The sequence below is a fragment of the Streptomyces sp. NBC_00178 genome (genome assembly GCF_036206005.1).
Classification (GTDB): domain Bacteria; phylum Actinomycetota; class Actinomycetes; order Streptomycetales; family Streptomycetaceae; genus Streptomyces.
In genome coordinates, this window is the sequence record NZ_CP108143.1 from 504,351 (window position 1) to 517,585 (window position 13,235).

General features: G+C 71.0%; 11 protein-coding genes. 4 read left to right on the top strand and 7 right to left on the bottom strand.

The window, feature by feature from the left end; all coding sequences use genetic code 11:
* Positions 1 to 316: 316 nt before the first annotated feature.
* The 4 genes from OHT61_RS02075 to OHT61_RS02090 form a co-directional block, all read right to left on the bottom strand.
* A complete protein-coding gene (locus OHT61_RS02075) occupies positions 317 to 823 on the bottom strand; it encodes a mycothiol transferase (protein WP_329034496.1) in 507 nt (168 codons plus the stop codon).
* 87 nt (positions 824 to 910) lie between these two features.
* Positions 911 to 1,918, bottom strand: a complete 1,008-nt coding sequence (locus OHT61_RS02080; protein WP_329034498.1) for an alpha/beta fold hydrolase — start codon at positions 1,916 to 1,918, stop codon at positions 911 to 913.
* Positions 1,919 to 2,086: 168 nt separating this feature from the next.
* Complete coding sequence (locus tag OHT61_RS02085) at positions 2,087 to 2,524, bottom strand: nuclear transport factor 2 family protein (protein ID WP_443049346.1); 438 nt, start codon at positions 2,522 to 2,524, stop codon at positions 2,087 to 2,089.
* A gap of 98 nt (positions 2,525 to 2,622) precedes the next feature.
* Positions 2,623 to 3,327, bottom strand: coding sequence for a DUF4230 domain-containing protein (locus OHT61_RS02090; RefSeq protein WP_329034502.1), 705 nt, complete (start codon positions 3,325 to 3,327; stop codon positions 2,623 to 2,625).
* A 1,213-nt stretch (positions 3,328 to 4,540) separates the two neighbouring features.
* Here OHT61_RS02090 and OHT61_RS02095 point away from each other — a divergent pair.
* Positions 4,541 to 6,286: a glycoside hydrolase family 6 protein gene (locus OHT61_RS02095; protein WP_329034504.1), complete on the top strand. Its 1,746-nt coding sequence runs from the start codon at positions 4,541 to 4,543 to the stop codon at positions 6,284 to 6,286.
* A gap of 233 nt (positions 6,287 to 6,519) precedes the next feature.
* Here OHT61_RS02095 and OHT61_RS02100 read toward each other — a convergent pair whose 3' ends face one another.
* The gene (locus OHT61_RS02100) at positions 6,520 to 7,311 is read right to left on the bottom strand and encodes a VanZ family protein (protein WP_329034506.1); all 792 of its coding nucleotides are present in this window, start codon (positions 7,309 to 7,311) and stop codon (positions 6,520 to 6,522) included.
* Positions 7,312 to 7,373: 62 nt separating this feature from the next.
* Here OHT61_RS02100 and OHT61_RS02105 point away from each other — a divergent pair, with 62 nt between their 5' ends.
* Complete coding sequence (locus tag OHT61_RS02105; RefSeq protein ID WP_329034508.1) at positions 7,374 to 7,874, top strand: tetratricopeptide repeat protein; 501 nt, start codon at positions 7,374 to 7,376, stop codon at positions 7,872 to 7,874.
* Positions 7,875 to 8,126: 252 nt separating this feature from the next.
* On the opposite strand, the gene rpmG is transcribed toward OHT61_RS02105, so the two are convergent.
* Positions 8,127 to 8,291, bottom strand: a complete 165-nt coding sequence (rpmG, locus tag OHT61_RS02110; RefSeq protein ID WP_329034510.1) for a 50S ribosomal protein L33 — start codon at positions 8,289 to 8,291, stop codon at positions 8,127 to 8,129.
* A gap of 509 nt (positions 8,292 to 8,800) precedes the next feature.
* Here rpmG and OHT61_RS02115 point away from each other — a divergent pair.
* Complete coding sequence (locus OHT61_RS02115; RefSeq protein WP_329034511.1) at positions 8,801 to 10,234, top strand: PP2C family protein-serine/threonine phosphatase; 1,434 nt, start codon at positions 8,801 to 8,803, stop codon at positions 10,232 to 10,234.
* A 100-nt stretch (positions 10,235 to 10,334) separates the two neighbouring features.
* Here the strand turns inward: OHT61_RS02115 and OHT61_RS02120 are convergent, their stop codons facing one another.
* Complete coding sequence (locus OHT61_RS02120; RefSeq protein WP_329034512.1) at positions 10,335 to 11,831, bottom strand: DNA-binding protein NsdB; 1,497 nt, start codon at positions 11,829 to 11,831, stop codon at positions 10,335 to 10,337.
* A 231-nt stretch (positions 11,832 to 12,062) separates the two neighbouring features.
* Here OHT61_RS02120 and OHT61_RS02125 point away from each other — a divergent pair, with 231 nt between their 5' ends.
* Complete coding sequence (locus OHT61_RS02125) at positions 12,063 to 13,199, top strand: aminoglycoside phosphotransferase family protein (RefSeq protein ID WP_329034513.1); 1,137 nt, start codon at positions 12,063 to 12,065, stop codon at positions 13,197 to 13,199.
* Positions 13,200 to 13,235 lie beyond the last annotated feature (36 nt).

The following is a 13,235-nucleotide window of genomic DNA, read 5'->3' on the forward strand; positions in this document are numbered from 1 at the left end:
GCTGCCACGTAGCCCCCCTCAGGATGGTGATCAAGAGTACGCCCGCGCCGACCCCGGCGTTGTTCTCCGCGGCCCGGGTTCAGACGCGTTGGCACCGCTTCGTGATCAGGTGGGGTGGGAAGCTGTCGCAGACGATCGCGAACCGCACCGTCGGCGGGTGCGGTTGATCCGCAGGAGTCGCTGCCCCTCATCGTCGTCGATCTCGCGTACGCGTCTCGTTCCGCCACCTCGACAGGGTGACGGTCACGCGCCACCTTGCACCGTGACCGGGGTGGCGCGTCGCATCACAACAGGGCGGACGTTGCCCGATGCGGCACTAACGGCGCTGGAGCGAACCCCGGACGAAAGCCGCCTGTCCGGCGTGCTGCAGGTCGTCGGAGATGACGCTGACCAGGCGCACGCCGAGGGTGACGGGCGGCGACCACGCGTCGTCCACGACCCGGTCCAGGGCATGGCCGTCCAGACCCCGCACGAATTCCATGGTCCGCCCGTGCACGGCGTCGAAGTATCCGAGCAGGAGACCGGCCGACGTCACCCGCACCGAGGCGACCTGGGCACTGGTGTGGCCGTATCCGGTCGACCCCCTTTCCAGGGGCAGATCGAAGCGGGGGCCCCAGTCCTGGAACCAGAGCTGCTCCGTCCCCGCCGCGTCGGCGATGTGGTCGTCCTGCACCCGTGTGAGGTGCCAGACGAGCCACGCGATCGAGTTCGCGTCCTTGTCGAGCCTGGCGTTGAGGTCATCAGGTGGAAGTCCCTCGACGACGGCGTGCACCGTTTCGTGGATGCGTTCGAACGCATCGGCGAGAAGCCCTGCACTGTTCATCCAGCCACCATGACCGGTCCGTGGGCGGCTCCGGACGTGCGACACGCGGCCGGCCGGGGTGGCGGGCCACACGGCCCGGGGGACGGCTCAGGCATGCACCGAGCGCAGCCACGTCGTCAGGAGCGCGTTGACCTCCGCGGCGCGCTCCTGCTGGATCCAGTGCCCGGCTCCTTCGAGGATGTGCGAGGAGACCAGGCCGGGAAGCGTGGTGGGATGGGCGGCGATGGCGTCGGCCATCCAGGCCGTCGAGGAGTCGAGGCTCCCGCCGATGAAGAGCGCCGGAGCGGTGAGGCGGGCTCCCGCCCAGACCGAAAGGTCCTCCCAGTCCCGGTCCACGTTGCGGTAGCGGTTGAGCGCGCCGGTCAGCCCGGTCCTGCCGAAGTCCGCGCTGTACACGTCCAGGTCCTCCTCGCTCAGCCAGGCGGGCAGGGCGCCGCCGGTGAACCGGTCGCGCATCCGCGCTCCGGCGGGCACGAAGAAGGGGCTCGGGGTGCCGGGCGGCGGCATCGTGTCGGCGGACAGGGAGGTGTAGAAGCCGGCGAGCCATCCGCGTACGTCGGGGTCGATCTCCGCCTCGGCGCGGCCCGGTTCCTGGAAGTAGCCGACGTAGAACTCCTCGTCGCCGCCGATTCGCGCGAAGCCGTCGGTGGGCCTGAGCGGGTTCCAGGGTGCGTAGGGCACGCTGAGCATGGCCGCCGCGGTGAACATGTCGGGGCGGAGCAGTGCGCTGTTCGCGGCGATGGGCGAGCCCCAGTCGTGGCCCACCACCGTCGCCGTCTCCTCGCCGAGTGCGTGCACGACGCCGACGTTGTCGGCGACGTGGGCCGTCATACGGTAGGCGTCCACGGAGTCGGGGGCCGACGAGCGCCCGTAGCCGCGCACGTCGACGGCGACCGCACGGAACCCCGCCGCGGCGACGGCCGGAAGCTGGTGGCGCCAGGAGTACGACGTCTCGGGGAAGCCGTGGACCATGAGGACGAGTGGGCCGCTCCCCTGTTCCAGGAGGTGGATCCGGCCGCCGGGGACGTCCACCAGCCGGTGCACCGCCCCGGGGACGGCGCTGGAGGGCTCTGCGGCGGGGGCGGGCTGCGGCATGGTTCTCCTCGTTTCCACGGGTGCGTCGGCCCGCCCATCATTCGGCGGGCGGCGCGTCCGGGACAAGGCAACTTGCCGTTACGGCAAACCGGGCCAGCGGGCCCGTGCGGAAGGGCGCGGGGTGCGGCGGCGCCCGGCCCGGCACCTCCCGGGCCGGGCGCACCGGTCTCAGCCCGCGGCCGGGTCCGGCACGAGACCGTCGGCGGCGAGCCCCTTCAGGACGGCTTCGCCCAGGGCCTGCACGGCGGACATCGGGCGGACCATCACCGTGAACTCCTTGATCCGGCCGTCGTCGGCGAACTGGAGCAGGTCGATGCCGTGGATCGCCTTGCCGTTCACCGTGGCCCTGAACAGCAGGATCTCCGACGGCTCCTCGGACTCCCCGGCGCTGGTGAGTGCCTCGCCCTCGAAGTGCCCGATGTACCGGAAGTCCTCGAAGGTGCGCAGGAGCACCCCGAAGAGGCCGAGCACCATCGGCCGCCCCTCGAACGGGGTGAACTTCACCGGGCTGAAGAGGCGGACGTCCTCGGTGAACAACTCCTCCAGGGCCGCCGGGTCGTGCTTCTCGACGGCGGCCCTGAAGCGTTCGGCGGTCTCGGCACTCATGGTCATCACTCCCCGGCTCTGCCGGCCGACGGTACGGCCGGGCGTTCCGGTGAGTGTGCCGCAGGGCCTCCCGGCCGGAACAAGAGGGGTCGGGCGGGTCAGTCGGCGTAGGTGACGGTGACCTTCTCGAACCCGAGCGAGCCGAGCAGCCCCTGGAGCATCGACGTGGTGTTCTTCTCCGCCCGTTTCGTCAGGCCGCTCTCCTTGGCCGCCTCCCCGATGTGCTTGGCCGCGAGCTTGTTGACCGCCTGCTCGCTGCCCGGGTTGTCGGAGAAGAAGTCGCCCAGCCGGTCGAGGATGCCGCGCTGCTTGGACACCGCATAGGAACGGTCCGGATCCAGTGCGGGCTTGCCCAGGACCGCGTGCGGCAGCCGGAGCTCGGCCGTGGTGCGTTCCTCGTTGACCGTCACGCCGTTCTCGCCGACCTCGCCGAGGTTCACGGAGGCTCCGACGGTGCCCGCCCCGACGTACAGGGTGCGCGTGCCGCGGATGGCGTCGGGAAGGTACTTGGCGTCCTTCTCCAGGTCGACGACCACCTGGAAGTTGCCGGAGGCAGCCTCGTACGCGCTCATGTCCTGGATGGACTTGAGCACCGCCGGGCCCGACCGGTCGTTGGTCTTCTCGCCGAAGAGGTCGCCGAAACCGGGCAGCAGGCTGAGCTTGCTGCCCAGGAGCAGCAGGACCAGCGCCGCTGCGACCACCCCGGCGAACGGCAGGCAGCCCCGCGTCCGTGCGCGGCGCCGGGGCGTACTGCCCTGGCCGGGGTCGCCTGTGCTGTCTGTCCTTACGTCAGTGGACGTCATTCCTTACATCTGACCCGGTCCGGCGTTTTCACTCCGCCGAACGGTCACGACTACGTCAATTCCTGTACGGGCGGGGGGTGTCGGGCCCCACCGTGCCGGCGCGGTCACCGCCCCGTCCGCCATCGGCTCCGCCCCTTCCGGGTGTTCTCGGTGACCAGGCGCTGGGCGCGTCCCGATGGCATGCGCGGTACCTCCTCGCGGCTCGGTGGCTTGAGGGCTGCGGGGTCGAGCACAAGCCTTGAACCAATGGGAGCGCTCCCAGAATGGAGACGAGGGCAAAGGGAGTCAAGATGCGCGTTGAGTCCAAATACTTCGACAGCACCGGATCGGAACTGCTGTGTTGACCGACACGACTTGACGCTCTACGGTCAAGCCACACCGGTGGGAGCGGTTCCACGGACGGACGTGCCGTAGGGGGCACAGCCGTTCCGCAAGGAGTCGCCCATGCGACGCCCACGGCACTTCCCGCACCTGTTCGGACCATGTTTCGCAGCAAGCGCACGCCACGACCGGCACAGCGTCACGCCCCCGGCCGCGCCGCTTCCGGGTGCCGTCCCCCACCCACGGTGGAGTACGGCACCGCGCGTCGGCGGACGGCAGGTTCGACCGCACGTCCCGCACCGGATCCGGGAGTCCACCCGTTGCACACCGACGGGCTTCCCGCGACGACCGTTCACCGAGGGCGGGCGTCCCCCGGACGCATCAGGGCCGCCTGGTTCCCCCGACCGAGAGGAGTACCGACTCGTCACGCCATTCACACGTCCGCGCCCCCGCGGCCCCTGCACCACCGCACCCCCGAGGGCCGACCCCAGAAACGCGGCGCGTCAGGGTGAGTCTCCCAACTGCACATCATCGCGCCGCAGTTGCCCCAGCCCTGAGTCGACACAAAGAACGCACCCGCATCGCAGTCCGGTGCTCGCACACGTCCCAAGCCCTCCCCGATCCGGCCGCAGGGAACCCTTCACCCGCCGCGGCCGGCGTCCGGCTCCGCCTCGCACACCACCGTCGGTTCGATGCGAGACCACCCGGCACCCGACCGCGAACGCACCGGGCCGGCGGCCCTCCTTCGCCACGACTTCACCGCACGGAGCCGGAGCACTCGGGACTCTCCGCACCCTTCCCGGATCAGCACCTACGACGGTCACCCCACCCGTACGGAATCGGGCCGCGCGGACATGCGCGCGCCCTCGACAGCTGAGGAAACGGAACTCGTATGAGCCGCACGAGCCGCACCAACCTGCGCCGGTCCAGAATGGCGCTCATAGCCGCGGGAACCCTGGTCGCCGCAGCCGCAGGCTCCGCCGCCGCGGCGGTCCCCTTCGGAGCCACGGCCGCCGCCGCGGCCGGCTGCACGGTCGACTACAAGATCCAGAACCAGTGGAACGGCGGCCTCACCGCCGCCGTGAGCGTCACGAACAACGGTGCCGCGGTTACCAGTTGGCAACTGGAGTGGTCCTTCGCCGGCAGCGAGAGTGTCAGCCAGGGCTGGAACGCCACGATCGCGCAGACCGGGGCCGCCGTCACCGCGAAGAGCCTCTCCTACAACGGCACGCTCGCCACCGGCGGCTCCGCCTCCTTCGGCTTCAACGCGACAGGCAATGGGAACAGCACCGTGCCGGCCGCTTTCAAGCTGAACGGCGTGACCTGCAACGGCGGTACGACGGATCCGACCGACCCCACGGATCCGCCCACCGACCCGCCCGCGGGCAGCCGGGTCGACAACCCGTACGCGGGCGCCAAGGTCTACGTGAACCCGGAGTGGTCGGCGCGGGCGGCGGCCGAGCCGGGGGGCAGCCGGGTGGCCGGCCAGCCGACCGGTGTCTGGCTCGACCGCATCGCGGCGATCGAGGGCGTCAACGGCGGGATGGGCCTGCGCGACCACCTCGACGCGGCCCTGACCCAGAAGGGGTCCGGGGAGCTCGTCGTACAGCTCGTCATCTACAACCTGCCCGGGCGGGACTGCGCGGCGCTCGCGTCCAACGGCGAGCTGGGCCCCACGGAGATCGGCCGCTACAAGTCCGAGTACATCGACCCCATCGCGGCGATCCTGGCGGACTCGAAGTACGCCGGACTGCGCATCGTCACCACGGTGGAGATCGACTCGCTGCCCAACCTGGTCACCAACACCGGCAGCCGCCCGACCGCCACCCCGGCCTGTGACGTCATGAAGGCGAACGGCAACTACGAGAAGGGCGTCGGCTACGCGCTGAACAAGCTCGGCGACGCACCCAACGTCTACAACTACATCGACGCCGGGCACCACGGCTGGATCGGCTGGGACGACAACTTCGGCCCCTCGGCCGACATCTTCAAGATCGCGGCCACCTCGGAGGGCGCGACCGTCGCCGACGTGCACGGATTCATCGTCAACACCGCCAACTACGGGGCGACCAAGGAGACCAACTTCACCATCGACGACTCCGTGAACGGCACGTCCGTACGCCAGTCGAAGTGGGTCGACTGGAACCGCTACACGGACGAGCAGTCCTTCGCCCAGGCGTTCCGCACCAAGCTCGTCTCCGTCGGCTTCGGCTCCGGCATCGGGATGCTGATCGACACCTCGCGCAACGGCTGGGGCGGTGCGAACCGGCCGACCGGGCCGGGTGCCACCACCAGCGTCGACACCTACGTGAACGGCGGCCGGTACGACCGCCGCATCCACCTCGGGAACTGGTGCAACCAGTCCGGAGCCGGCCTCGGCGAACGGCCGAAGGCGGCCCCGGCGGCAGGGATCGACGCGTACGTGTGGATGAAGCCCCCGGGGGAGTCGGACGGTTCCAGCAAGGAGATCCCGAACAACGAGGGCAAGGGGTTCGACCGGATGTGCGATCCGACCTACACGGGTAACTCCCGCAACGGGAACAACCTGTCGGGGGCACTGCCCGACGCTCCGGTCTCAGGGAAGTGGTTCTCGGCCCAGTTCCAGGAGCTCATGAAGAACGCCTACCCGGCGCTCTAGGGCCGTTCCCCAGGATCGGGCGGGGCCCGCCCGATCCTGGGGAAGGACCGGGCGGGGCCCGCCCGATCCTGGGGAAGGACCGGGCGGGGCCCGCCCGATCCTGGGGAAGGACCGGGCGGGGCCCGCCCGATCCTGGGGAAGGACCGGGCGGGGCCCGCCCCTCCCCTACGAGGTCGCTCCCGAAGACTTCCCTCCGGACCATGGCCGACTCGCCGCGATCCGGAGGGAAGTCCCTAAGCCCCACGCCGGCGAGACAGGTTCGCTCCCCCGCCCGCGTTCCCCCGGCGACCGCGCAACTTGTCCAACAGGGCGCGTCCGCGCACCGCGGGCGCGCTCCGGCGCGCGGTGGGCCGGGACCCCGACTTCGCCGCGACGCCGGACGCCGTCCGCGCGCCCACCGGCCCGGGTTTGCCTTCCGCCCCGCCGCGCTTCCCGCCTCGGAACCGGTCCATGAGCCCGGGCTTGGGCCCCGCGCCGGCCCGCACGTCCTTCGCCGGCGTGCGGGATTCCGCCCCGCCCTCGTCGGCCACGACCGGTTCGTCGGCCAGCGCGTGGTAGCGGTGGCTGACACGCCGGCCCACCACCAGGTAGCCGAGCAGCGCGCCGGTCGTATTGAGGATCACGTCGTCGATGTCGAACGCCCGTCCGGCGACAAGGGCACCCTGCGTGAGTTCGACGACCGCCATGACCAGTACGGTCAGCAGCGTCATCCGCAGCATCCGCAGGCGCCGGGGCACCAGGATCGGCAGGAGCACGCCGAAGGGCGTGCCGAGCAGGATGTTCCCGCCGGCCTGCTTGCACGCCGCGAGGAAGGTGTAGTCCTCGGCGTACTGCCGGAGGGAGCGTCCCGGCTTCATGTTGGACGTCACGATGTCCTCGGACGCCGGCGACGGTGTCAGTGTCACCTTCGCCAGGACCACCGAGAACGCCACCAGTGCCAGGAACGCGGCAGCCAGAACTGCTGCGCGCAGCAGAAGGCGTCCCACGCTTCTGCGTCGTGTACTGCGATCCGCCTCTGCTGTCATGGCGGAACTGATGCCCCCAACCCTGTTCCGCACACCCACGGTTCGGATGCGACCATGAGCGCATGAGCGCACAGGACATGGACGAGCGGATCGCGGAGGCCGTGAGGCTGCGTGAGCAGGGTCATCCGGAGCAGGCGAGGGAGCTTCTGCTCGCCCTTACGGCCGAGTTCCCGGACCGCGTGGACGTCGCCTATCAGACCGCCTGGGTCCACGACGTGCTCGGCCTCGAAGCCGAGGCGGTTCCGTACTACGAGCGGTGCCTGCAGGGTGACGGGCTCGGTGACGACGACCGCCGGGGCGCTCTCGTCGGGCTCGGCAGCACCTACCGCGTGCTGGGGCGGTTCGGGCAGGCCGTCGAGACGCTGAGGCGCGGGGTGGAGGAGTTCCCGGACGACGGCGCGTTGCGGACCTTCCTGTCGATGGCCCTGTTCAACACGGGCGAGCACCACGAGGCCATGCAGATTCTGCTGCGCCTGGTCGCGTCGACGAGCGACAGCGACCGCGTGCGGCGCTACCGGCCGGCCATCGAGTACTACGCCGCGGACCTCACGCACACGATGTGACGCTCCGCGCCCCGCGGGCCCGGAAACGCGGGAGCCCCGGCCGGATCGGGGGAATCCAGCCGGGGCGGCTTGTGAGTGTTCGCGGGACGGGTCGCCGGTTCCGGCGGGCTCCGTCATTCACGCCCACGTATAGATGAACGATAAACCACCAGCTCGCGTTCCCGTGAATCCGCATGTCTCCATGTGATCCACGCCACGGTCGGCGCAGGCCAGGGGCCCACACCGGCCGTAGAGGGAGGCGCGTGCCGTCGGTCAGCGGGACTCGCGGAACAGGACGTGACGCCCGGCGGACGGGTCGAACTTGCGCAGTTCCAGCCGGTCCGGGTCGTTGCGCCGGTTCTTCCGCGTGACGTAGGTGTGGCCGGTTCCGGCCGTCGACCGGAGCTGGACGACGGGCCTGGTCTCACTGCGTGCCATGGGACCTCCAGACGGGGTGCCGACCCCAGTCCACGTGGGAATGGGTGTCGTTTTCTTTACTGACCCTCACAACACGAGCGGGGGCGTCCCCATTCCCGGCCGCCCCGACTCCTCGCGCAGCCCTGGGAGCCGTCCGACGAACAGGTGATCGATGCACACACGCGCACCTCATAGAACACGTCTTCGGTCGGGAGTGCGATCGGCGTACCCGCGCCACGATCCGCTTCCGGCACACAACACCTCATCGCCCCTGATCGGATGCCGGTGAGCCGCGTGGGAGTCGCGCACGCGGGCGCACACCCGGCTCATCACGCCGGTCGACTTGCGTCAACCACCCGCCGGGAGCAAGGGTGTTCGGCGGACCTGAGCCCCACCCCGCCGACGGCATATGCCAGAAGCAACAACCCGTCGAGTGTTGCCAAACCCCTTACGGGCTCCCCCGCCCTGTGCGACAGTCATCTTCGGTCCACCCCCACGAACCGGCCGCACCGCCTGTATCGGAGTACCAGATGCCGTCCCATCTGTTCGCGGACCGCCCCGCCCCACAGCCACCCGAGCGGGATGCCGTCGACGCCCTCATCAACCGGACCCTGCTGTTGCGCGGGGACGTGGACGCCGTGCGCCGGGACACCGCCGTGATCGACGACGACGATCCGCAGGCGCGCTGGCAGAGAGCGCTCTGTGAACTCGCGGTCCACCAGCTGGACGACCTGGGCGAGCACCTGGGCCGGCTGCGGGACGGAATTCCTCACCCGACCGATCCCGGCACCGCCGCGGACGCGTACGGGGACAGCGCCACCGGCCCCCTCGCGGGCTCGCTGCTGAGCCGGGTGGGCAGTGCCGAGTGGAACCTGCTGACGGACGAGGTCAGCTGGTCCGACGAGCTGTACGTGATCTTCGGCCGGGACCCTGCCAAGGGTGCCCTCTCCCTGGACGAGCTGCCTTCCGTGCTCCTCGCCGATGACCAGCCGCTGCTGACCTCGATGGTCACGGACTGCCTTGTGGACGGCAGGCCGATGGACGGCGAGTTCCGCATCCTGCTGCCGGACGGCGGCATGCGCACCCTGCACATGATGGGTGAGCCCGTGCTGGACACGGACGGCTGCACCGCTTCCATGTGGGCGGTCCTGCGCGATGTCAGCCGGCTGCGCCGCAGCCGGCACGCCGTGGACAGGACACAGGAGACGCTGCGGCGCCGGGAACAGCGTGCGCGGGCCGAACACCGGATGGCGGTGGAACTCCAGGAGGCCGTGCTGCCGCCGTGGCGCGGTTCCCTGCCGATAGCCGGTCGGGGGACGGGCGGGCTGGACATCGCCGCCCAGTACCTCCCGTCCGGCGCGAGTGACCTCATCGGCGGCGACTGGTACGACGCACTGCCTCTCCCGGACGGAAAGACCCTCCTGAGCGTCGGCGACCTGACGGGCCACGGCCTGCCCGCCACCTCGTCGATGGCGCTGCTGCTCGGGGCACTGCGCGGCATGGCCGTCGCCGGTGTCGACCCCGGCGCGTTGATGGGACATCTGAACCAGTTGATCGATTGTTCGGCGCAGCCCGCCCTGGGCAGCGCCGTGTGCTGCCGCTTCGATCCGATCACCGGCACACTCGCCTGGGCGCAGGCGGGGCACCCCGCGCCGCTGCTGTTCCGCAACGGAGTGGGGCGTCCTCTGCCGGCGCCGGACGGGGTGCTGCTCGGTGCCGCGAGCGGGGTGACCTACGAGCAGGACCAGGTGGTCCTGCTGCCGGGCGACGTGCTCGTCCTGCACACCGACGGACTGACACGGCGGGACGACCGGAGTGCCGGCCCGGACACGCTGCTGGACCTGGCACCACGTCTCGCCCACGCCCGCACGGCACAGGACTGTGTGCGGATCGTCGTCGAGCGGCTCGGTTCGGCTGAACGGCTGGACGACGCATGCGTGTTGGCGGCGCGCGTGACGGGCTGACGGCACGCCTCGGTGACGTGACGCCCCTACGGAACGCTGTATCCGCGAGCTTCCCCGGTCCGGGCGCTGACGCCCCGCACTGCCCGACGCCCGCGACGAGTCAGATCTGCGGCCCTCGCGTCTTCTTCTTGACCGGGCTCGGCGGCAGAGCGTGCTCGATCTCCTGGCGCAGGTCCTCGATCTTGGCGTAACCCGCGAACTGCCCGGTGAGCCGGTACATCTCACGCAGCCGGTCCCAGGTGCGGTGCGAGGAGGTCTCCCCCATCGACACCAGGGCAAGGCGCGCGTAGCGGTCGGCCTGCTCCGGGTCGTCGCCGATGAAGCACGCCGAGGCGAGTGAGATGTAGTCGAAGATCTTGGACCGCTGGCGACCGTTTATCCGCAGTTCCAGCGCCTGCTTGGCGTGGCGCTGGGCCGTGCCGGCTGCGCGCGGATCGTGCTCCGCCAGTGTCCGGAAGGCCAGGGCCTGCATCCCGTGCATGTCCGCCTCGTCGAACAGCTGCATCCAGCTGGGCGCCGGCACGTCGCGTTTGTCGGAGACGAACAGTTCCTCGGCCTCGCCCAGCGTGCGCCGCATGGCCTGTCCGTGGCCCATCGACGCCTGCGCCCACGCCTCGATGGTGTGGAGCATGGCCCGGGTGCGCGGCAGGGTCTCCTCGCCGGACCCCGACTTGGCGAGCTTCATGAGATCGAGGGCGTCGTCCGGCCGGCCGAGGTGGACCATCTGCCGGGCGGCGCGCGACAGCGCCTCTCCGGCGCGTGGGCGATCCCCGCCCTCGCGCGCGGCGTGGGCGGCGATGATGAAGTACTTCTGTGCGGTGGGCTCGAGGCCGACGTCGTGGGACATCCAGCCGGCGAGCACCGCGAGGTTGGCGGCGACGCCCCACAGGCGGCGCTGCAGATGGTCGGGGTGGCGGTAGGCGAGCATGCCGCCCACCTCATTGAGCTGGCCCACGACGGCCTTGCGCTGGAGTCCGCCGCCCCGCGAGGCGTCCCAGGCCCGGAACACCTCGACCGAGCGCTCGAGAGCCTCGATCTCCTCGGACCCGATGGGGGCGGCCTCGTACCGGTCGAAACCGGCGTTGTCCGCGTGGAGGGTGTCACCTCCGGGGCGGGTCCGGGCCGCCGGGGCGGGCTCGGAGTGCAGCCAGTCGTGCATGGCGCCGGTGAGGGCTGTGCCTGCGGTGAGCGCGGCGCCCGCGCCCACCAAGCCGCGTCGGTTGAGCATGAGGTCCATTCCCGTGAATTCGGTGAGGACCGCTGCCGTCCGTTCGGGCGCCCACGGCAATCCGTCGGGATTGTTCTCCGTCCCGGCTTTCTGCCGCTTTCCCACACGCCCGCGCCGGCCGAACCCGAGGTCCTCGATGGTCACGACACGGCCGAGCCGCTCGGTGAACAGGGCTGCCAGCACTTCGGGCACGGGATCGCGGGGGGACTCCCCCATGTCGATCCAGCGCCGTACCCGCGAGGTGTCGGTGGCGAGTTGGAGGTGGCCCATGGCCGCCGCCTGCCTGTTCACCATTCTCGCGAGCTCGCCCTTGGACCAGCCGGCCAGGCCGAACAGGTCAGATAGGCGGGTGTTGGGTTCTCCGGTCACGTCAAGCCCCCAGGTTCTCGGCTGACTTGACCCTAGCCCCCCGGCGGATGCCGGGCGAATATTCGCCAGGCTTCGCCAGGGGTCGCCAGATGTTGTGCCACCCGCGTCGCGGTGTCAGGTAGGAAAGCGCCACCCCGCCCGGCAGCCCTCGGTACTCCCCAGGGTGCCGAACGGCCGCCGGCCGGGGCGGCGCACGTGACTTGTCGGCGCACGAAGGGATCTGTCTAGCCCATGTACACAGCATCGTCCTCCGTGTCCGCCCCGCCCCGGCCGCTCCGTCCCGCGGGAGCGGGCGGCGGTCCGTATCTCGACCCCCGCGCCGCGTCACCCGCGTCCGCCGCGGGTCGGACCCGGCGGGCGGCGGGACCGGGCACCCACGCGCTCAGCGGACGGCTCGACCTGTCGGGCCCCCAGGGCGCGCAGTTGAGAATGGCCATCGCCTCGGTGCACCGCATCTGCCCGGAGTTCAACCCGGTGCAGGTGCTGCGCCGCAGCGGACGCTCGGTGCTCATCGTGGGCACCACCGGCCGGGCGACCGCGGTGGCCAAGTGTTTACTGGACCACTCCCCCGCCTGGACGGAGAGGTTCCGGCACGAAATAGCGGCATACCGCGCGTTCGTCAGGCACCGCCCGCCGGTCCGCGCCCCGCGCCTCATCGCCGCCGACCCGGAGAACTGCACCCTGGTGATCGAGCGGATGCCCGGCCGCGTCGCGGCGCTGACGAGGCACCCTGCGGAGGCACCGCCCCGCGCGGACCTGCGGGCCGTCCTGGGAGCGATCAGCCGGGTCAACGCGTGGCGGCCGCCGGCGGGCCTGTTCGACGCCCCGCTCGACTACGCCTCGCGCATCGCCCGCTATCACGAGCTGGGTCTCTTCACGGACCGGGACCTCGGTGACCTGCAGAAGCTGCTGCACGGCCTCGCGCACGCGGGCGGCCGTCAGGGGATGGGCCAGTTCTGCCACGGCGACGCGCTTCTCTCCAACATCCTGCTTCCCCCCACGGGCCCGGTGCTCGTCGACTGGGAGCACGCCGGCTGGTACCTCCCGGGGTACGACCTGGCGACGCTCTGGGCCGTGCTCGGCGACGCCCCCGCGTCGCGACGGCAGATCAGCCAGCTGGCGCAGGCGTCCGGCGCCGCGGCCCGCGACGCCTTCCTGATCAACCTGATGATCGTGCTGACCCGCGAGATCCGTACGTACGAGACGGCCGTGCAGCGGGCCATGCGCGAGGGCGCTCCGTCCGGGGGCGGCCAGTCACGGCAGGGCGCGCTCTCGTCCGGCGAGGAGCAGCGGCTCCTGCTGCGCAGGCTGCACGACGACTGTGCGATGGCCCGGCGGGCCGTGCGCGCCGCGGTGGGGACCCGCTGACCGCGCCGGGACGACCGGCCTGACGAACGGGGGAAC

What these genes read in the sequence shown, in the direction of transcription:
- OHT61_RS02075 (WP_329034496.1), bottom strand. Translation starts at nt 823, where the DNA reads ATGAACAGTGCAGGGCTTCTCGCCGATGCGTTCGAACGCATCCACGAA.
- OHT61_RS02080 (WP_329034498.1), bottom strand. Translation starts at nt 1,918, where the DNA reads ATGCCGCAGCCCGCCCCCGCCGCAGAGCCCTCCAGCGCCGTCCCCGGG.
- OHT61_RS02085 (WP_443049346.1), bottom strand. Translation starts at nt 2,524, where the DNA reads ATGAGTGCCGAGACCGCCGAACGCTTCAGGGCCGCCGTCGAGAAGCAC.
- OHT61_RS02090 (WP_329034502.1), bottom strand. Translation starts at nt 3,327, where the DNA reads ATGACGTCCACTGACGTAAGGACAGACAGCACAGGCGACCCCGGCCAG.
- OHT61_RS02095 (WP_329034504.1), top strand. Translation starts at nt 4,541, where the DNA reads ATGAGCCGCACGAGCCGCACCAACCTGCGCCGGTCCAGAATGGCGCTC.
- OHT61_RS02100 (WP_329034506.1), bottom strand. Translation starts at nt 7,311, where the DNA reads ATGACAGCAGAGGCGGATCGCAGTACACGACGCAGAAGCGTGGGACGC.
- OHT61_RS02105 (WP_329034508.1), top strand. Translation starts at nt 7,374, where the DNA reads ATGAGCGCACAGGACATGGACGAGCGGATCGCGGAGGCCGTGAGGCTG.
- rpmG (WP_329034510.1), bottom strand. Translation starts at nt 8,291, where the DNA reads ATGGCACGCAGTGAGACCAGGCCCGTCGTCCAGCTCCGGTCGACGGCC.
- OHT61_RS02115 (WP_329034511.1), top strand. Translation starts at nt 8,801, where the DNA reads ATGCCGTCCCATCTGTTCGCGGACCGCCCCGCCCCACAGCCACCCGAG.
- OHT61_RS02125 (WP_329034513.1), top strand. Translation starts at nt 12,063, where the DNA reads ATGTACACAGCATCGTCCTCCGTGTCCGCCCCGCCCCGGCCGCTCCGT.